Raw genomic sequence first — 16,282 nt, 5'->3', positions numbered from 1 at the left:
CCGCGGCTGCGGCCCGCTCACTTTGGCGGCCATCATGTGCAGCGCCGCCTTCGCCTCCGCCGGCCTCACCTGGCTCTGGCAATGGCTATCGACCGGAAGCTGAAACCGATGACGTTTCACCACGACCGCATCGCTGCGGCGCCCGCGCCTGCGCTCCCGTGGCGCCCCGAAACCGCCATGGCCCGCGTGATGGCGCGCCGCATGGACCAGGTTGCCCGCCACGGCCACGCGCCGGACAAGGACCTGAAGCTGCCGCTCCACGTCCTGCCGGAACATGCGCGCGCCTACCTCGTCGCCGCGCTGGAGGACATCCAGTTCGCCGGGCGCACCGGCAAGGGGCGCCAGCACGCCCTGTCCAACCTCGAACGCGCGGGCGCGATGATCCTTGCCGCCATGGATCGCATCCAGGCCGAAGAGGACGCCGACTTCGCCGCCATGACGGAGCCGCTGTGATGGCTGCCCAGCTCACCACCACCCAGGCCGCGCAGGTCTGCGCCGCCGCTGCAGCCGATCTGCTGCGCCACACGGTCGATGGCCCCTGCGGCGACGGCTTCGCCTTCGACGATGAGAACATGGTGATCGAGCTCGCCGCTGCGCTCGATACTGCACTGTTGCTGGAACGCGCCCAGGCCGGATGCGAAGCGCGCGACGAAATCGACCAACTCCGCGCTGCCATCTACAAGTTCCGCGTCGATTTCGGCGGCCTGCCGGCATGATCTCTGCTGCCACAGCGGTCGATCGCGTCTTTGCGCTGCTCGTCCATGCAGCCGAAGCACACGCGCCATGTCCCAAGAACGATGAAATCTGCGGGGCAATAGGCGCAAGCTCCACTGCGACGGCCGCACGGATGCTTGACCGGCTGCAGGCCGAAGGCCGGATCGAGGTCCAGCGCGGCAATTGCAACCGCGTCGTCACCATCTGCGCCACGGGCAAGCGAACCGCCGGCACGGTGGAAGAGCTGCACTGGCGGCTGCGTGATCCGGTCAAGGCCGCGCGCGCGCAGGAACCCAGCCGCGCCACCATCACACGCGATGGAGCCGCGCCACCGATGGGCGAACCATCCGTGCCGGCGGCGGGTCAAGCCGTCGTCCCCTGCTTCTTCTGTGGCATCCGCTCGGACATCGGTTGCCGCCACCTGGCCATCCCGGCGTGATCGCGCCGCACTGGAAGCCCGCCACCTGCGCCGATTGTCCGGCGCCCTGGCCCACCTTCAGCGCAACCGGCCCCGCCGGCCCATGGCGCTGCCGATCCTGCCACACTCGCGCCACGTCCGGCGTACCGCTCGCTGCGCAGGCCGCCGCCGCGCCAGCGCAGGGCAGCCTGCTGTGACCCCGGCAGAGCGCCGCGCGCTGCGCCAGCTGCTCAAGCTGCTCGACGCCCTGCTGGACCTCACCGGCTGCACCCTGCGCCCGGAAACCCGCGAACACATCGCCGCCCTGCGCCAGCTCGCAGCACACGCGCGGCCAAGCTCTCAAGCTCCCACTACCTGAAAGGAAAGACCATGGCCGAAAGTGCCGACGACCGCCTGCGCCTGCTGATCGAACGGATCGAACGGCTCGAGGACGAGAAGAAGGGGATCGGGGACGACATCCGCGATGTCTACAACGAGGCCAAGGCTGTCGGCTACGACCCGACCATTCTTTGCCAGATCGTCAAGCTGCGGAAGATGAAGCCCGACGATCGCCGCGAAATGGAAGCGGTGCTGGAAACCTACAAGAACGCCTTGGGGATCGACTGATGGCCGTTGCTGACAACGCCCCTGGCACCGTCCCCGCGAAAATCGCCAACCAGCTGGAGGAGTTCCTTGCCGCCAACGAACGGCGAATTTCTCCCAACCAGCGCCGCGCGGTCCTTGCTGCCATCGGAGAGCTGCGCACCGTGCACGAACGCATCTACGTGCAATTCAGCGCCTGCGGCCAGCACATCCGCCGGTGGAGCCGTGAACCGTTCCCGTTCGCGTCTGAGTTCGATGTTTCCCCGATCGAGCACGAGGCGGCGTGATGGAATGGCGCGTTCGCTTTCAGGGCCGGATGCATGCACGGTTCGTCGCCTCGGGAAAGGAGGACCCCCGCTTCCCGCGGTGCGTTGCCTGCGGTCAGCTGGACGAGCCTGAAATCCACGATGCCGCCTATTGTCCGGCCTTGGGCGGCGCGCTGCCTTTGACGGAGAAGGCGAAAGCCTTCGTGTCTGCCAACCAGCGCAGCGGCGTGGTTCTCGGATCGGTCCAGCCCAACGGCGGCGTGTACTACCGCTTGCGCAACGGCACGGCCTTCCGTCTCACGCCCTATGAAACCAGGGCGGTGTCACAGCCGCACTGGGATTTTCCCTCCGCTTGACCAACGCCAGCACCCGGGCGCAGCTTCGGCTGCGTCCGCCCCGGCAAGAAAAGGCCGATTCCATGTCCGATTCCCCTGCCGTCCTCACTCGCCCAGCCTTGCGCGCCTATGTCGAACGTCTCGGCGGGCCGCGCGCCTTCGGGCACCGGCACAGCCTCTCGCACCGCACTGCCGAACGCATCTACTCCGGCGCCATGGCCTGTCCATCGGGCGTGGCCGATGAAGTCCTTCAGGCCCTCGCGGCGGACCAGGGGCGCGGCCGGTGACCAGGCAAATTCCCTTCCTGCACTGGCAGAAGCGCGCCGACGGAACCGAAGTCGCGCACTGGAAGCCGAGCCCGTCGCTGCGCAAGGCCGGTTTCCAGAACCACATGCTCGGAACCCGCCGCAACGCGCGCGACGCCGCCGGCACTCGCGCTGCTATGACCGCTGCGATGGCCCTGAACGACAAGGTTGCCGAATGGCGCACCGGCAAGGCGGCAGCTCGGAGCATGGCGCGCCTGCCGCGCAAGTGGCGCTTCGCCGATCTTGTCGCCGCCTACCGCGCCAGCACCGAATGGCAGGGGTTGGGCGACAAGACACAGGCCGAATACAACGTCCGCCTGCGCCAGCTCGAATACTGGGCCGAAGAGGGAAATCTGCCCGTCCGCTCGATAGACAAGGCCATGGTGGCCGATCTGAAGAAGGGCCTGCTCGCCAACGATGGCAGCCTGTTCCGCTGCGCCAGCACGCTACGCATCCTGCGCCTGCTGCTGAACTGGGCGATCGGTGAAGGGATCATCGAGGACAATGCCACCAAGGGCGTGAAGATCCCCGCGACGCCCAAACGCTCGGTCCTCCTGCTCGAAAGCGAAGTCGCGGATGCCGTGGCGATTGCGGCGGGGAAGGGTTGGCACAGCCTCGCGCTGGGGCTTGAGCTGGGCCTCTGGAGTTTTCAACGCGAAGCCGACCTGCTCGCGCTCACCCGCCTCAACTGGCGCGTGTACGACAACGCCGCACCCACCGATGCCGCCGTGCTGGCGAATGCGCGCGGCGATGTCCGCGGCTTCCGCCTGCAGCAGATGAAAACGCGCGCCTGGGTCGATTGCCCGATGCCGCCGTGGTTGCACGAACGGATCGAGGCAGCCTTTGCCAGGTCGTCGCAACACGATGCGCAGCACCTGCTCTACGACGATGAACAGCCCGGCCGGCCCTATCCCGAATGGCTGTTCCAGCGCCGGCTGCGCAAGGTGCTTGACGAAGCCGGCCTGGAGGGCAAGCGCTTCCGCGACCTGCGCCGCTCGGGCATGAGCATGTTCCGCGACCTCGGCGTGGAAACCGCCGCAATCGTCACCATCAGCGGCCACGCCGTCATCGGCACCGCCAGCGTGCTCGATCACTACATGCCCGCCAACACCCGCGCCGCCTGCGCCGCCATGGCCACCGCCCTGCGCGCCCGCGCAGCGCGAGAAGCAAAGCGAGACGCGCGCTAAAGATCGGTGTTGGGCTAGATGCGGATCGAGGCGGACTTGGACGACCGCCACGCTCGACGCTGTTTTGCACAGTGCGCATCGACAGTGTAAAATTAATTTTGCGGGCCGTTAGAGGCGCTTGATCCGGCGAAATTGCGAGATTCGCTGCGCTGCACAATGCGTGTAGCTGCGGTATTGTGAATCACTCATGCGACGAACGGAATCGCTCAAAGGGCACTCCCCCACTTGTGTCTGAAACTTCTTCAGCCACTATGGTGGCGTCGAGTGGGTAGGTTCTCTTGTGTACCTGCAAGCTCGATGCGCTGCAGCCGGCGACAAAAACGCCGGCAATCCCGGCCAGGGGATCACCGGCGCTTGTTCAACCGAAGGCCGGCGGGCCTTGCGATCGATTGGTAGTGCTGAAGGTGTGGGGGAATCTCCTGCACCGGTCAAGCCCGCCGGCCCTCGTATGGAGACCTTTCCGTATGAGTGCCAAGACGAACCATGCTGCAAATGCGGCAGAATTGCGGGCCCAGTCCAAGAAGGTGCGGCGCGGATATACCGACACGCTTCATGAACACGGTGTCGCCGGTCGGGGCTACATGGTGTGCACCGAGGCGATCAACCGCAACTTGCTGGGTGCTGGCGCGAAGCGCCTGCGCGAAATGCGCGGCCTTCGCCCAAAGGCGAACCTGCGCGATCACATGGACTGGCTTGAGCTGTCGTTCGTCATGGCGGCCGAGGCCATGAGCGCCGAGCGGATCAGGTTCGAAGATCGCCGCGGCACGTCCCAGTGCTGCGATGCTACGGCCCGCAGCGCGGCCCGCCTGCGCGCCGTGCTCGACGACGATCGCGCCAGCTGGCAGCGTCCGTTGATCTGACGGTTACGGCGGCGTCTTAGGGCGCCGCCGCCCTTACTGCCACCATCGCGCCAGTCCCTGCTGCACCAGCACCGCTCCCGCGTCCTTCCCGCTCACCGTCACCCGCGCCAGCGTTCGCCCGTACCTGTCCTGGCCCATGCGCTCGATGCGCGCCGGTCCGCTGGCCAGCAATCGCTGCAGCGCCTCACGCGCCGCATAACCCTTCGCGAAGTCGCACCAGGCATAGCTTCGCCTGTAGTCCTGGCACTTCGGGCTGTCGGGCAGCTCGGGCGCATCGATGTTGGCGATGCGAATACGCTCGGCTCCACACCGGATCGTGTCGCCGTCATGGACCGAAGGCGTCGCGCAAAGGGCCGCGCCGGCAACCAGGGCAAGAAATTGGCTCATAGGGGTCTGCTTATCATGCTACGCCTAACCGCCAACGAGGAATTGCCCCATGCCCGATAACCAGCTTCAGCACGCTGCCGCTCATCTGGAACAGGCGTTGGCCCATCTGAAATCGGCGCTGATCTACTGGCAGTCGGTGGCCAGCGGCCGAGAGGAACTGGATGCCATTACGCTCCGCCTCGCTGTCCTGATCGACGAGAGCGGGCCTCTCCCTCATCAAGCTTGAGCCACCGCCACATTCCAGCGTCGTTCCACATCGGCCAGTACCGGCCGTTGAGGTAGTAGAACCGGTTCCACCCGGTGCAGCCATCGGTCAGGCGGCATCGGCATCGCCGGTTCAGCAGACTATAGGCGCCGCCCACCTTCGCCGCGAGCGCGTACAGGTCGATGTCGCGATACGCGCTGCACTCGGTGCACATCGCGCGGACCTTCACATCGGCCGCCAGCATCGCTCCCAGACTCATCACCCAGGTGGGCGTCACCGCTTCGCTCTTTGCCATTGCGCAATGAGAACAGACAAGGAACGGAAGGGCAAGGGACGTTGCGCATCCATCGGTGGGCAAACCCGGGAAAACCTGCGGTCGCACGCAGGCTCCGGCCCTGCCGCGAATCAAAAAGTCGCACGTGCGACTTTCAAACCGTCGCACGGCATCTGTCGCATGGGGCTTGACGCACGGTTTTCCGCCGCCTAGAGGCGGCCTCCCATTGCCCCGTCGTCTAAAGGTAAGACTACGGATTCTGATTCCGTCTATCGAGGTTCGAATCCTCGCGGGGCATCCATTTTCCCAAATCATCAGCCCGAACCGCCAAGGCGAACGGCCATCACGCGCGCGCGTCCGATGCGGAGCGGTCGGTCCCCGGAGAAGGGGCTGTCCGCGGAGCTGCGGGCAAATGCAAAGGGCGGCCGTTCACCTGGAACGACCGCCCTTGCGGGAATGCGGTCCGGCCTGCCCGGCCGGGGTCGTCGCGCTTGTCAGAGCACGAAGTCGGTTTCGACCGGCATGATGCCCTTGCCATCGAGGCGGATGGCGAAGTCGGCGACGCCATCGCCGTTGGTGTCGCCCTGGATCAGCACGCCGCCGCGCGCAGCCTCGATCCGCAGCTCGCCGGCCACGTCGCCGAAGGCGGCGGTGCCGATGAAGCTGAAGGCCTGGTCGCCGTCGACGAGGGTATTGGCATCGACCGCCGCGAGGTCGATCAGGTCGCCCTGGGCATGGCTGAAATCGATGATGCGATCCGCGGTCTTGGCCGAAAGGCCGGCGAAGTCGCCATCGCCGAACACGAAGTGGTCCGCGCCATCGCCGCCGGCGAGCCGGTCGAAGCCGCTGCCGCCGTCGAGGATGTCGTCGCCGGCGCCGCCCTTGAGCACGTCGTTGCCGCTGCCACCGTCGAGATCGTCGTTGCCGTTGCCGCCCGCGACCGCATCGTTGCCATCGTCGCCCGACAGCGTGTCGTTGCCCGCATCGCCGCCGATCTTGTCGTTGCCGGTGCCGCCGTGCGCGACATCGTCGCCGTTGCCGCCGGCGATCTTGTCGGCGCCGTCGTCGCCGTAGAGCTGGTCACCGTCGTCGCCGCCGCTGATCTTGTCGTTGCCGGCGCCGCCGTGCTCGATGTCGAAGCCGGTGCCGCCGCTCAGCGAATCGTTGCCGGCGCCGCCGATCAGGTCGTCGTCTCCGGCATCGCCGGCGAGCTTGTCGTCGCCGTCGCCGCCGTCGAGGTGGTCGTCGCCGAAGCCGCCGTGGAACGCGTCGCGACCGCTGGTGCCGGCGACGTGGTCGTCGTCGCTGCCGTCGTTGTCGAGATCGTGCTTGCCGCCATGCTGCTCGCCCGGCTCGTGGCCGCCCTTGCCGCCGCCGGTGATCGGCTGGCCGTCGAGCGTCTGGAAGCTGACGTCGGGCTCACCGTAGAGCGAGGCATCGTCGGTCAGGTCCGCCGTCTGGTGGAACACGTCGACGCGAACGAAGTCCTTGAAGGTCGAGCGGACGGTGACGTCGTTGGTCAGCGCGTCGAACGCGATGGTCTGGTTGAGGTGAAGCGGCTTGAGCTCGAAGCCTTCGTCCTCGGCTTCGAACCATTGCACGGTGTCCCCGGCGACAACGAACTTGAACAGATCAGACATGGAACCCCTCCTTGGCTACCTAGCCTTTTGGCTGCGGAACATTAACAGCATACGACAGAAGATTGCTAACGCTGCGCCGACCAAAGCGCGAGCCTGCGGGGGAGGGGCCTGCCCGGGCCGTTCACGTGGGGTGCGCCCCGGCGATGGAGCCGGCCCGGGAACGGCCGGACCGGCTCGCATCCTTCAGCCGTCGCTGTCGTTGCGATGGTGGGCGGAATGCTCGTTGGCATGCTGCCAGGCGTTCTCGATGCCGTGATTGCGTGGCCAGCCCTTCTTCGGACCGACATGTTTGGGCAGCTCCTTCGCTGCTCCGCCGTGCGCGGCGGCGGGAACCGGCGGCTTCGGTGCGGGCAGGCTGCTGCCCGAGCGGGTTTCCTTGGCCCAGGCGCCCACAGGCGCGGCAGCGAGCGTGACTGCGACAAGAGTGAATGCGAGCGAAGAGCTTCGGTGTTTTTTTGCGGACATCGTTTACCCCCTTGGTTGGTCCGCCGCGATCTCGCCCGAGGCAAGTTGAGGAACGTTGTTAGGACCGGGTTAAAACGAATCCCGAAGAAACTGCTAAAACTACGATGGTCCCCGTAAGGTTTCGTTAGCTTTTCGCGGTTTCGCAGCTGCGAAAGAACGTTAATGCGTTGCAACATGCGCGAGGCAACCCGCGCCAAAACGGCTTAAAAGATTGCACCCTGGCACCGACACGGCGAGAAGCACGATCCATGAGCACCGACCAATCGAAGCGCGACGACGCTGCCGGCCGCGACCTGACCCGCGCCAAGTTCTACAAGGCCGAGCAGGAGGCGAGCTTCGTCGAATCGCAGCCGCGCACCACCCCGCAGCAGCAGGACCCCGCCTACCGCCTCGCGTTCCGTGACGTGGACTTCCTGTTGCGCGAGGAACTGCGCCCGGTCCGCTTCCAGCTCGAGCTGCTCAAGCCCGACATGCTGCTGGAAGAGGCCGGGATCGGCTCCACCCTGGTGATGTACGGCTCGGCGCGCATTCCCTCGCCCGAGATGGCGCAGGCCGCGCTCGCCACCGCGACCACCCCCGAACGCAAGGCGGTGGTCGAGCGGCTGGTGGCCAAGTCCAAATACTATGAGGAAGCGCGACGCCTCGCCTTCACCGCCTCGCGCTGCGCAGTGGTCGAGCAGGGCAAGCGCCAGTTCGTCGTCTGCTCGGGCGGCGGCCCCTCGATCATGGAGGCGGCCAACCGCGGCGCCGAGGAAGCGGGCGCCGAATCGATCGGGCTTAACATCGTGCTGCCGCACGAACAGGCGCCCAACGCCTATGTCACCCCGCACCTGTCGTTCCAGTTCCACTACTTTGCGCTGCGCAAGATGCACTTCCTGCTGCGGGCGCGCGCGGTGGCGGTTTTCCCGGGCGGGTTCGGCACCTTCGACGAGTTCTTCGAGCTGCTGACGCTGATCCAGACGGGCAAGATGAAGCCGATCCCAATCCTGCTGTTCGGCGCCGACTACTGGAACAAGGTGATCGATTTCCAGGCGATCGCCGAGGAAGGCGTGATCAACTTCGAGGATCTCGACCTCTTCCGCATGGTCGAGACCGCCGAGGAAGCCTGGGCGCACATCGTCGACTTCTATGCGCTCGACTGCGACTGAGCGGCCCGCGGGGGCCGATCCCGCGCCTGTCCTCAGGACCGACCGGCTCGTGCTGCGCCCGGCCGGCGCCGGCGATCTGGATGCGCTCCATGCCATCATGCGCCAGCCGCGTGCGATGGCCTACTGGTCGACGCCGCCGCACGACACGATCGATGCGACGCGGGAGTGGCTCGCCGCGATGATCGCGATCCGCCCGGAAGAAGGCGAGGATTTCATCGTCGAGAGCGAGGGCCGGGTGATCGGCAAGGCCGGGTTCTATCGTTTCCCGTACATCGGCTACCTGTTCGATCCCGCGGTCTGGGGCAGGGGCTATGCGCGCGAAGCGGTCGGCGCGGTGGTCGCCCGCGCCTTCGCGCACCATCGGCTGTCGCGGATCCTCGCCGACGTCGATCCTCGCAACGCGGCCTCGATCCGCCTGCTCGAGCGGCTCGGCTTCACCGAGAGCCACCGCCAGGAGCGTACCTGGCTGGTCGGCGAGGAATGGTGCGACAGCGTCTACTTCGCGCTCGAGCGTCCGGCCGCATAGCGGCGCACGCCTGCGCGTCAGCGCACCGCCTGATGGCCGAGCGGGCCGTGGCCGGCGCCAAAGCCCGGCGCGGCGAGCAGCGCGGCGCGGACGAATTCGCGGGCGTCCTCGACCGCTTCGTCGAGCGGCAGGCCCATGCCGAGCAGCGTCGCGATCGCGCTCGACAGCGTGCATCCGGTGCCGTGGGTGTGGCGCGTGTCGATCCGCGGCGCGCTCCATTGGCGCGGCGGCTCGCCCGGCACCACCAGCCGGTCGACGACTTCGGCGCCCCCGGCATCGCCCCCCTTGGCGAGATAGGCGACGCCGCGGCGGGCCATTGCCGCATCGCCGCCGAGCGCCTCCAGTTCGGCAACGTTCGGCGTCGTCAGCGTCGCCAGCGCCATCAGCCGCTCGAACGCCGCGATCGTGGCGTCGTCGGCGAGCACGGCCCCGCTGGTCGACACCATCACCGGGTCGAACACGATCGGCACTTCCAGGCCTGCGAGCCGCTCGGCGACCAGTGTGGCCACTTGCGCCGAGCCGAGCATGCCGATCTTGACCGCATCGACACCGATGTCGTCGAGGCAGGCGTCGATCTGGGCGCGGACCATGTCGGGCGCGCTGGCCGCGACCATCGCCACCCCGGTGGTGTTCTGCGCGGTCAACGCGGTCACCGCCGTCATCGCATAGCCGCCGAGCATGGTGACGGTCTTGATGTCCGCCTGGATGCCGGCCCCGCCCGAGCTGTCGGAGCCGGCGATCGAGAGGATGCGCGGCGGGGTCACGCCATGCCCCCGAACTTGCGCTCGGTCGAAGGGGGATGCTTGGCGTGAAGCGCCTTGGCGCGGGTCGGGCGATCCATCAGTTCGCCGCCGCAATTGGGGCAGCGGTCGTCCATGTCCTCGCTGCATTCGGCGCAGAAGGTGCATTCGAAGCTGCAGATGAAGGCGCCGGGCGCTTCGGCGGGAAGGTCGGCGCCGCAGCGTTCGCAGTCGGGTCGCATTTCGAGCATGGCAAAGGTCCCCTTTCGCGTGTCGTCAGCCGGCCGCCTTGCGCACCGCGGCGCAGATGCGGTCGACCACCGCCTCGACTTCGCCGGCATCGTCGCCCTCGGCCATCACGCGGATGACCGGTTCGGTGCCCGAAGGGCGGATGACCAGCCGCCCTCGCCCGGCGAGCTGCGCTTCGGCTTCGGCGATGACGCGTTGCACGTCCTCGTCGTCGAGCGGCTTGCCGCCGGCGAAGCGCACGTTCTTGAGCAACTGGGGCACCGTGTCGAACAGGTGCAGCGTCTTGCTGGCGGGCTTGCCGCTGGCGACCAGCGCGGCGAGCACCTGCAGCGCCGCGACGGTGCCGTCGCCGGTGGTGCCGTGGTCGGTCAGGATCATGTGGCCGGACTGTTCGCCGCCGACGTTGTAGCCGCCGTCGCGCATCTTTTCGAGCACGTAGCGGTCGCCCACTGCCGTGCGCACGAGGTCGAGCCCCCTCGCCTTCAGGTAGCGCTCGAGCCCGAGGTTCGACATCACCGTCGCGACGACGCCGCCCCCGCGCAGCGCGCCCGCTTCGGCAAGGCGGGTGCCGATCAGCGCCATGATCTGGTCGCCGTCGACGGTCTGGCCCTTCTCGTCGACGACGATCAGCCGGTCGGCATCGCCATCGAGCGCAATGCCGATGTCGGCGCGCACCTCGCGCACCTTGGCCTTGATCGCGTCGAGGTGGGTCGAACCGACGCCGGCGTTGATGTTCCTGCCGTTGGGCTCGACGCCGATGGCGATGACTTCGGCCCCCAGCTCCCACAGCGCCGAGGGTGCGACATGATAGGCCGCGCCATTGGCGCAATCGACCACGATGCGCAGGCCGTCGAGGCGCACGTTGTGCGGCAGGCTGCCCTTGACCGCATGGATGTAGCGCCCGCGCGCGTCCTCGATGCGGCGGGCGCGGCCGACGTCCTCGCTCGCCGCGAGCGGGAGATCCTGCTCGAGCATCGCCTCGATCGCGGTCTCGTCCTCGTCGGAAAGCTTGAAGCCGTCGGGGCCGAACAGCTTGATGCCGTTGTCTTCGAACGGATTGTGGCTCGCCGAGATCATCACGCCGACATCGGCGCGCATCTCGCGCGTGAGCAGCGCGACCGCGGGCGTGGGCATCGGCCCCAGCAGCACCACGTCCATGCCGACGCTGGTGAAGCCGGCGGTCATCGCGTTCTCGAGCATGTAGCCCGAAAGCCGCGTGTCCTTGCCGATCACCACGCGGTGGCGGTGCGCGCCGCGCAGGAAATAGGTGCCGGCGGCCTGGCCGACCTTCATCGCCGTGGCAGCGGTCATCACGCCGTCGTTGGTGCGCCCGCGAATGCCGTCGGTGCCGAAGAACTTGCGTCCCATCGCAATCGTAGTCCCGTCCTGCCGCCGCCCCTTGATGGCGCGCGGCGTTGCCCGTTTGCCGCCGCCCTTGATGGCGCGCGGCGTTGCTATGTCGCGCCGCGTAGCTAAAGTCATCTCAAGATGAGCTTACCGCACCCTGAAAAGTCGTCCATCTCGTTGCCGCCGATACCACAGGTCTCGGCGCTGTGGACGTTCGCCGCCCTCGCGCTCGGCCTGCTTGGCGGGCTCGGCCTCGCCTTCGCCGCGCCGGCGTCGCTGCCCTTCGTGCTCGCGGTGTCCGAGCCGATCGGCGACCTCTGGCTGCGGGCGCTGCAGGCGACGATCGTGCCGCTGGTCGCGGCGCTGTTGTTCACCGGCGTGGTCCAGACCGTCGCCACCGCCAGCGCCGGCGCGCTCGCGCGGCGCAGCCTCGGCTTCTTCCTGCTGGTCCTCGCGTTCAGCGCGGCCATGTCGCTGGCGGTGACGCCGCTGATCCTCGACCTGCTGCCGATACCGGGCGCTGCGGGCGAGGCGCTGCGCGGCAGCCTCGGCGGCGCGCCGTCGGGGCCGGTGCCGGGCATGGCCGACTACCTCAAGTCGATCGTGCCGACCAACGTGATCGACGCCGCCGCCAACGACCGCATGCTGCCGATGATCCTGTTCATGTCGGTCTTCGCCATTGCCAGCACCCGGCTTGAGGAACGCCAGCGCGACCTGATCGCGACGTTCTTCGCCGCGATCGCCGCCGCCATGCTGGTGGTGATCGGCTGGGTCTTGGCGGTCGCGCCGCTCGGCGTGCTCGCGCTCAGCCTGACGGTCTCGGCAAAGACCGGCGCGGCCGCGATCGGGGCGCTGGCGCACTACGTGCTGGTGGTGGTGCTGACCGGATCGGTGGTCTGGCTGGCGGGCTACGCGCTCGCCGCGATCGTCGCGCGCAAGCCGCTTCCCGCCTTCGCCCGGGCGATGGTGCCGGTGCAGGTCTTCGCGCTATCGACCCAATCCTCGCTCGCTTCGCTGCCTGCGATGCTCGGCGCCTGCCGCAAGCTGGACGTGCGCGAATCCACCTCCGAATTCGTCATGCCGCTCGCCGTCGCGCTATTTCGCGCAACCAGCCCGGCGATGAACCTTGCCGTGGTGGTCTATGTCGCCCGATGGTACGGGGTGCCGCTGAACCCCGCCATGATCGTTTCGGGCTGGCTGATGGCGATCCTCGTCTCCTTGAGTTCGGTGAGCCTGCCCGGGACGATCAGCTACGTCGCATCGGTCGGTCCGATCGCCATCGCGATGGGCGTGCCCGTCGGGCCGCTGGCGCTGCTCGTCGCGGTCGAGGTGCTGCCCGACCTGATGCGCACGCTCGGCAACGTGACGATGGACGTGGCGGTCACCGCCGCGGTTGATCGCGGCCTGGCGCCGGCGGCAATGGCTCCCGGTGACATTGCGTCTGCGGGCATAAGGGACGAAGCGAGCCGCTGACGCGACCAGCCGCGCTGCCCTGCAATAATCGCAAATTCCTTCGCGCCCTATTCAAATTTCTCGCTGGACGCTTGCGGCGCGGCGCCTAGTCGCTGGCCGCAACCGACGCCCGCCACGGGCGTTGGTCTGCGACGCAATCACCGATGACACGGAGCTGACATGGCCATTTCCCTTCTGCCGCTGCCCTATGCCGACACCGCGCTCGAGCCGGCGGTCTCTGCAACGACCCTGCAGACCCACCACGGCAAGCACCACAAGGCCTACGTCGACAAGACCAACGCCGCGATCGAGGGCACCGATCTTGCGGACAAGAGCCTCGAGGACATCGTCGCCGCCGCGCAGGCCAAGGGCGACAAGGGCCTGTTCAACAACTCGGCACAGACCTGGAACCACGGTTTCTACTGGCACAGCCTGAGCCCGCAAGCCGCCGCGCCCGAAGGCGATCTCGCCGCTGCGATCGACGGCTCGTTCGGTTCGCTCGATGCGCTCAAGGCCGAACTCGCCGCGCAAGGGGCCGCGCACTTCGCCTCGGGCTGGGTCTGGCTGGTCGAGAAGGACGGCAAGCTGGCGGTCGAACAGACCCACGATGCCGCGACCTACAGCGACCTGTCGGGCAACCCGCTGCTGGTGATCGACCTGTGGGAGCACGCCTACTACGTCGACTACAAGAACCTGCGCCCCGACTACCTCAAGCAGGTGATCGAGACGCGGCTCAACTGGGCGTTCGCCGCCGAGAACCTGGCGCGCGGTTCGCGCTGGACCTACCCCGCCTGAACATGGCCTGCCCGGCTCCGGTGGTTCAGCCGCCGGGGCCGGGTTCGGCTTCGCTTGCAGGGACGAGCGAAGGTGGCTCGAACAGCGCCTCGCCGAACAGGAAGCCGACCATGTTGGGCCGGCCGAGATGCTCGACCAGCGCCGACAGCGTCAGCAGGATCGGCACCGACAGCAGCGCGCCGAGCACGCCCCAGATCCACGAGAAGTAACTGATCGCGATCAGGATCGAGACCGGGTTGAGGGTAAAGCGCGCGCCCAGGATCGCCGGCGTCACCAGGTTCGCCTCGATCGCGTGCAGCGCCAAATAGAGCAGCATCGGCACCAGCCCCAGCGCGATCGAGCTGGCCGTGCCGAGCCCGACCAGCGCGAGCAGGCCCATCATCACCAGCGGCCCGAGGTAGGGCAGGAAATTGAGCACGAAGGCAAGGCCGCCCCACATGATCGGCGCGGCCAGGCCCCAGCTCCACGCGCCGGCGGCGACGATGCAGCCGACCGCGAAATTGACCTGCGCGACGGTCAGGATGTAGCTCGCGACGCGGTCCTGCACCGCGCGCATCACGCGGGCGATGCGCACCGATGCGCCGAAGTGCTGCCGGTCGAGCAGCAGCCGCCGCTTCATCCGGATGCGCGATTCGACCATGAAGAACGTCATCAGCAGCGTCAGCAGCGTCTCGAGCACGACGCTCGGCGTGGCGAAGGCGACCTGTTCGATGACCGAGGGACTCGCCAGCACCACCTCGCGCGCCGTCCTTCCCGACAGGCGGGCGAGCTGGCGGTTGATGTCGTTGATCCACGCGAATTCGCCGCGCAGCTCGGCGAAGCGTTGCACCACCTGCCGCGCCATCGCCGGCACCTGGTCGACCATCACGAAGGCGGGCTGCAGGATCAGCGTCAGCGCCATGATGATCACCGCGATCATCGCCAGCAGCGCCAGGAACGAGGCGAGCATGTTGGGCAGGCCTACCCGGACCAGGCGATCGGCGAGCGGCGACAGGATGATCGTGAAGATGATCGCGGTGACCGGGGGCAGGAACACCACCGAGCCGATCGACAGCACGAACGGCAGCGCGAGGAACAGCCCCAATCCCAGCACGAGCAGGATCGCGGAGAGCAGGCGGGTTCGCTCGAGGGGAGAGGCGTCGACCGGCGCGGTGCCGGAAGGAGCGGGATTGTCGGCCGAATCCACGAAGGTGCGTTGCTTTCACGAAGGCTGCGTCGCGCCACCTTGCACGTGCAGGGCGGTGCGACGCAAGGCCTGCGCGTGGCGGAATTCGGGGCCTGCGGCGGCGACCCCGGCCGGGTGGTTCAAGACCCGGCCTGGACCGTGCTGTCGAGCTCGCCCATGATCGCGTCGTGGGCGACCGCATCGGCGGTGCTGCGGCGCGGGAGCTGCCCGTCCTCGATCATCTGCGCCAGCGCGGCGCGGGCGCGTCCGACCCTGCTCTTGATCGTGCCCACCGCGCATTGGCAGATCTGCGCCGCTTCCTCGTAGCTGAAGCCGCCGGCGCCGACGAGCAGCAAGGCCTCGCGCCGCTCGGGCGGAAGCGTCAGCAGCGCGCGGTGCATGTCCGACAGGTGGAGCGGGCCTTCCTGTCCGGCCGGCGCGACGAGGATTCGCTCGGCCACGGTCTCGTCGTATTCCGCCCGGAAGCGGTTGCGCCGCATGTCGGTGAGGTAGGCGTTGCGCAGGATCACGAAAGTCCAGGCGCGCATCGAGGTGCCCGGCTCGAACCGGTCCTGCGCGGCCCAGGCCTTGAGCAGGGTCTCCTGCACAAGGTCGTCGGCAAGGTCGGGACGGCCGCACAGGCCCCGCGCAAAGGCGCGCAGGTGAGGAATGACGGCGGTCAGTTCGCGCTTGAATTCGGGTCCTGCGTTGCGGGGGCGCTCCGGTCGCTGGGCGGGAGCCGTGTCACTGGTCGGTTCGGCGCGGTCGCGCCCGTTTCCGGTCGGGGCTTCAGCCATTGGCATCGTCATCCAGCTGGTCGAGCAGGCGCGCGAAGCTGTCGGGCAGGGGCTCCTCCACGACGGAATCGTAAAGTCGTCTGAGGCCCGTCGCCCATTCCGGCGCATTTGCCTTGGCGCCGCTGCGCCGCTGGCCCCCAGTCGTCTTCATCGGCTTCGTCTCTTTCGGCTTCTGATCCGTCAAAGCGTCCCCCAGGTCGTTACAAAAACAAATCGCCGCGCTCGGCGCGGCGTTCACACGATAAACCGACATCGACTGTCCAAGCCATCCGTTCAGTGCGGTATGGAGCGAGGAACGAAAAATCCCTCCGGTTGTTCCCCGAAAATGCTTCCGCGCCAGCATCTGGCGTGGAATTTGTCGCCGTGTCATAGCGATACGCGATACATCGGGTGCGCCGGGCCTTGCCTGTCGCGGCAGGAGGGTC

General features: G+C 67.7%; 24 protein-coding genes and 1 tRNA gene. 15 read left to right on the top strand and 10 right to left on the bottom strand.

Features of this window, described 5'->3' with window-relative positions:
• Positions 1–108 precede the first annotated feature (108 nt).
• From K3A85_RS03240 to K3A85_RS03195, 10 genes are all read left to right on the top strand, one after another.
• Positions 109–453 (top strand): hypothetical protein, encoded by a 345-nt coding sequence (locus K3A85_RS03240; protein ID WP_225205062.1) that lies wholly within the window; start codon positions 109–111, stop codon positions 451–453.
• Positions 453–716 (top strand): hypothetical protein, encoded by a 264-nt coding sequence (locus K3A85_RS03235; protein ID WP_225205061.1) that lies wholly within the window; start codon positions 453–455, stop codon positions 714–716. The genes K3A85_RS03240 and K3A85_RS03235 overlap by 1 nt, the downstream gene beginning before the upstream one ends.
• The gene (locus K3A85_RS03230) at positions 713–1,153 is read left to right on the top strand and encodes a hypothetical protein (protein ID WP_225205060.1); all 441 of its coding nucleotides are present in this window, start codon (positions 713–715) and stop codon (positions 1,151–1,153) included. Before K3A85_RS03235 ends, K3A85_RS03230 begins: the two co-directional genes overlap by 4 nt.
• A 172-nt stretch (positions 1,154–1,325) precedes the next feature.
• Entirely contained in the window at positions 1,326–1,490 is a 165-nt protein-coding gene (locus K3A85_RS03225; RefSeq protein WP_225205059.1) for a hypothetical protein, read from the top strand.
• Between the two features lie 11 nt (positions 1,491–1,501).
• The gene (locus K3A85_RS03220) at positions 1,502–1,738 is read left to right on the top strand and encodes a DUF2312 domain-containing protein (protein WP_225205058.1); all 237 of its coding nucleotides are present in this window, start codon (positions 1,502–1,504) and stop codon (positions 1,736–1,738) included.
• Positions 1,738–2,001: a hypothetical protein gene (locus K3A85_RS03215; RefSeq protein WP_225205057.1), complete on the top strand. Its 264-nt coding sequence runs from the start codon at positions 1,738–1,740 to the stop codon at positions 1,999–2,001. The genes K3A85_RS03220 and K3A85_RS03215 overlap by 1 nt, the downstream gene beginning before the upstream one ends.
• Positions 2,001–2,336 carry a hypothetical protein gene (locus K3A85_RS03210; protein WP_225205056.1) on the top strand — a complete coding sequence of 112 codons (336 nt, stop codon included), beginning with the start codon at positions 2,001–2,003 and terminating at the stop codon, positions 2,334–2,336. Before K3A85_RS03215 ends, K3A85_RS03210 begins: the two co-directional genes overlap by 1 nt.
• A gap of 62 nt (positions 2,337–2,398) precedes the next feature.
• The gene (locus tag K3A85_RS03205; RefSeq protein WP_225205055.1) at positions 2,399–2,602 is read left to right on the top strand and encodes a hypothetical protein; all 204 of its coding nucleotides are present in this window, start codon (positions 2,399–2,401) and stop codon (positions 2,600–2,602) included.
• Positions 2,599–3,807: a site-specific integrase gene (locus tag K3A85_RS03200; RefSeq protein ID WP_225205054.1), complete on the top strand. Its 1,209-nt coding sequence runs from the start codon at positions 2,599–2,601 to the stop codon at positions 3,805–3,807. The genes K3A85_RS03205 and K3A85_RS03200 overlap by 4 nt, the downstream gene beginning before the upstream one ends.
• Positions 3,808–4,271: 464 nt before the next feature.
• On the top strand, positions 4,272–4,667 hold the full coding sequence (locus K3A85_RS03195) for a hypothetical protein (RefSeq protein ID WP_225205053.1): 396 nt from the start codon (positions 4,272–4,274) through the stop codon (positions 4,665–4,667).
• A gap of 33 nt (positions 4,668–4,700) precedes the next feature.
• Here the strand turns inward: K3A85_RS03195 and K3A85_RS03190 are convergent, their stop codons facing one another.
• Together K3A85_RS03190 and K3A85_RS03185 are read right to left on the bottom strand one after the other, a co-directional pair.
• Positions 4,701–5,054 carry a thermonuclease family protein gene (locus K3A85_RS03190; RefSeq protein ID WP_225205052.1) on the bottom strand — a complete coding sequence of 118 codons (354 nt, stop codon included), beginning with the start codon at positions 5,052–5,054 and terminating at the stop codon, positions 4,701–4,703.
• 167 nt (positions 5,055–5,221) lie between these two features.
• A complete protein-coding gene (locus K3A85_RS03185; RefSeq protein ID WP_225205051.1) occupies positions 5,222–5,554 on the bottom strand; it encodes a hypothetical protein in 333 nt (110 codons plus the stop codon).
• Between the two features lie 206 nt (positions 5,555–5,760).
• Between K3A85_RS03185 and K3A85_RS03180 the strand changes: the two genes are divergently transcribed.
• Positions 5,761–5,834 (top strand) — tRNA-Gln (locus K3A85_RS03180).
• 193 nt (positions 5,835–6,027) lie between these two features.
• Here K3A85_RS03180 and K3A85_RS03175 read toward each other — a convergent pair.
• Positions 6,028–7,173 carry a calcium-binding protein gene (locus K3A85_RS03175; protein ID WP_225205050.1) on the bottom strand — a complete coding sequence of 382 codons (1,146 nt, stop codon included), beginning with the start codon at positions 7,171–7,173 and terminating at the stop codon, positions 6,028–6,030.
• Positions 7,174–7,356: 183 nt separating this feature from the next.
• Positions 7,357–7,638, bottom strand: a complete 282-nt coding sequence (locus K3A85_RS03170) for a hypothetical protein (RefSeq protein WP_225205048.1) — start codon at positions 7,636–7,638, stop codon at positions 7,357–7,359.
• A gap of 248 nt (positions 7,639–7,886) precedes the next feature.
• Here K3A85_RS03170 and K3A85_RS03165 point away from each other — a divergent pair, with 248 nt between their 5' ends.
• Together K3A85_RS03165 and K3A85_RS03160 are read left to right on the top strand one after the other, a co-directional pair.
• Entirely contained in the window at positions 7,887–8,786 is a 900-nt protein-coding gene (locus tag K3A85_RS03165; RefSeq protein WP_225205047.1) for an LOG family protein, read from the top strand.
• Positions 8,787–8,835: 49 nt separating this feature from the next.
• Positions 8,836–9,312, top strand: coding sequence for a GNAT family N-acetyltransferase (locus K3A85_RS03160; RefSeq protein ID WP_318248057.1), 477 nt, complete (start codon positions 8,836–8,838; stop codon positions 9,310–9,312).
• 17 nt (positions 9,313–9,329) lie between these two features.
• On the opposite strand, the gene thiD is transcribed toward K3A85_RS03160, so the two are convergent.
• The 3 genes from thiD to glmM are packed head-to-tail and all read right to left on the bottom strand — an operon-like array spanning position 9,330 to position 11,669.
• On the bottom strand, positions 9,330–10,076 hold the full coding sequence (gene thiD / locus K3A85_RS03155; RefSeq protein WP_225205045.1) for a bifunctional hydroxymethylpyrimidine kinase/phosphomethylpyrimidine kinase: 747 nt from the start codon (positions 10,074–10,076) through the stop codon (positions 9,330–9,332).
• Positions 10,073–10,303: a DUF1272 domain-containing protein gene (locus K3A85_RS03150; RefSeq protein ID WP_225205043.1), complete on the bottom strand. Its 231-nt coding sequence runs from the start codon at positions 10,301–10,303 to the stop codon at positions 10,073–10,075. The genes thiD and K3A85_RS03150 overlap by 4 nt, the downstream gene beginning before the upstream one ends.
• 25 nt (positions 10,304–10,328) lie before the next feature.
• Entirely contained in the window at positions 10,329–11,669 is a 1,341-nt protein-coding gene (glmM, locus tag K3A85_RS03145; RefSeq protein ID WP_225205042.1) for a phosphoglucosamine mutase, read from the bottom strand.
• Positions 11,670–11,789: 120 nt separating this feature from the next.
• Between glmM and K3A85_RS03140 the strand changes: the two genes are divergently transcribed.
• Together K3A85_RS03140 and K3A85_RS03135 are read left to right on the top strand one after the other, a co-directional pair.
• Positions 11,790–13,121 (top strand): dicarboxylate/amino acid:cation symporter, encoded by a 1,332-nt coding sequence (locus K3A85_RS03140; RefSeq protein ID WP_225205041.1) that lies wholly within the window; start codon positions 11,790–11,792, stop codon positions 13,119–13,121.
• A gap of 159 nt (positions 13,122–13,280) precedes the next feature.
• The gene (locus K3A85_RS03135; protein WP_225205040.1) at positions 13,281–13,895 is read left to right on the top strand and encodes a superoxide dismutase; all 615 of its coding nucleotides are present in this window, start codon (positions 13,281–13,283) and stop codon (positions 13,893–13,895) included.
• A 25-nt stretch (positions 13,896–13,920) separates the two neighbouring features.
• On the opposite strand, the gene K3A85_RS03130 is transcribed toward K3A85_RS03135, so the two are convergent.
• The 3 genes from K3A85_RS03130 to K3A85_RS03120 all read right to left on the bottom strand — a co-directional run bounded on the left by K3A85_RS03130 (position 13,921) and on the right by K3A85_RS03120 (position 16,200).
• The gene (locus tag K3A85_RS03130) at positions 13,921–15,081 is read right to left on the bottom strand and encodes an AI-2E family transporter (protein WP_225205038.1); all 1,161 of its coding nucleotides are present in this window, start codon (positions 15,079–15,081) and stop codon (positions 13,921–13,923) included.
• Between the two features lie 119 nt (positions 15,082–15,200).
• Complete coding sequence (locus K3A85_RS03125) at positions 15,201–15,857, bottom strand: sigma-70 family RNA polymerase sigma factor (protein WP_225205037.1); 657 nt, start codon at positions 15,855–15,857, stop codon at positions 15,201–15,203.
• Entirely contained in the window at positions 15,850–16,200 is a 351-nt protein-coding gene (locus tag K3A85_RS03120; RefSeq protein WP_225205036.1) for a NepR family anti-sigma factor, read from the bottom strand. Before K3A85_RS03120 ends, K3A85_RS03125 begins: the two co-directional genes overlap by 8 nt.
• Positions 16,201–16,282 lie beyond the last annotated feature (82 nt).

The sequence above is a fragment of the Novosphingobium huizhouense genome, from assembly GCF_020179475.1.
GTDB classification, from domain to species: Bacteria; Pseudomonadota; Alphaproteobacteria; order Sphingomonadales; family Sphingomonadaceae; genus Novosphingobium; species Novosphingobium huizhouense.
This window is presented reverse-complemented; position numbering and strand designations above follow the sequence as displayed.

Excerpts from the sequence above, each read along its gene's own strand:
- K3A85_RS03240 (WP_225205062.1), top strand. The coding sequence starts at position 109 with ATGACGTTTCACCACGACCGCATCGCTGCGGCGCCCGCGCCTGCGCTC.
- K3A85_RS03235 (WP_225205061.1), top strand. The coding sequence starts at position 453 with ATGGCTGCCCAGCTCACCACCACCCAGGCCGCGCAGGTCTGCGCCGCC.
- K3A85_RS03230 (WP_225205060.1), top strand. The coding sequence starts at position 713 with ATGATCTCTGCTGCCACAGCGGTCGATCGCGTCTTTGCGCTGCTCGTC.
- K3A85_RS03220 (WP_225205058.1), top strand. The coding sequence starts at position 1,502 with ATGGCCGAAAGTGCCGACGACCGCCTGCGCCTGCTGATCGAACGGATC.
- K3A85_RS03215 (WP_225205057.1), top strand. The coding sequence starts at position 1,738 with ATGGCCGTTGCTGACAACGCCCCTGGCACCGTCCCCGCGAAAATCGCC.
- K3A85_RS03210 (WP_225205056.1), top strand. The coding sequence starts at position 2,001 with ATGGAATGGCGCGTTCGCTTTCAGGGCCGGATGCATGCACGGTTCGTC.
- K3A85_RS03205 (WP_225205055.1), top strand. The coding sequence starts at position 2,399 with ATGTCCGATTCCCCTGCCGTCCTCACTCGCCCAGCCTTGCGCGCCTAT.
- K3A85_RS03195 (WP_225205053.1), top strand. The coding sequence starts at position 4,272 with ATGAGTGCCAAGACGAACCATGCTGCAAATGCGGCAGAATTGCGGGCC.
- K3A85_RS03190 (WP_225205052.1), bottom strand. The coding sequence starts at position 5,054 with ATGAGCCAATTTCTTGCCCTGGTTGCCGGCGCGGCCCTTTGCGCGACG.
- K3A85_RS03185 (WP_225205051.1), bottom strand. The coding sequence starts at position 5,554 with ATGGCAAAGAGCGAAGCGGTGACGCCCACCTGGGTGATGAGTCTGGGA.
- K3A85_RS03175 (WP_225205050.1), bottom strand. The coding sequence starts at position 7,173 with ATGTCTGATCTGTTCAAGTTCGTTGTCGCCGGGGACACCGTGCAATGG.
- K3A85_RS03170 (WP_225205048.1), bottom strand. The coding sequence starts at position 7,638 with ATGTCCGCAAAAAAACACCGAAGCTCTTCGCTCGCATTCACTCTTGTC.
- K3A85_RS03165 (WP_225205047.1), top strand. The coding sequence starts at position 7,887 with ATGAGCACCGACCAATCGAAGCGCGACGACGCTGCCGGCCGCGACCTG.
- K3A85_RS03150 (WP_225205043.1), bottom strand. The coding sequence starts at position 10,303 with ATGCTCGAAATGCGACCCGACTGCGAACGCTGCGGCGCCGACCTTCCC.
- glmM (WP_225205042.1), bottom strand. The coding sequence starts at position 11,669 with ATGGGACGCAAGTTCTTCGGCACCGACGGCATTCGCGGGCGCACCAAC.
- K3A85_RS03140 (WP_225205041.1), top strand. The coding sequence starts at position 11,790 with ATGAGCTTACCGCACCCTGAAAAGTCGTCCATCTCGTTGCCGCCGATA.
- K3A85_RS03135 (WP_225205040.1), top strand. The coding sequence starts at position 13,281 with ATGGCCATTTCCCTTCTGCCGCTGCCCTATGCCGACACCGCGCTCGAG.
- K3A85_RS03125 (WP_225205037.1), bottom strand. The coding sequence starts at position 15,857 with ATGGCTGAAGCCCCGACCGGAAACGGGCGCGACCGCGCCGAACCGACC.
- K3A85_RS03120 (WP_225205036.1), bottom strand. The coding sequence starts at position 16,200 with ATGCTGGCGCGGAAGCATTTTCGGGGAACAACCGGAGGGATTTTTCGT.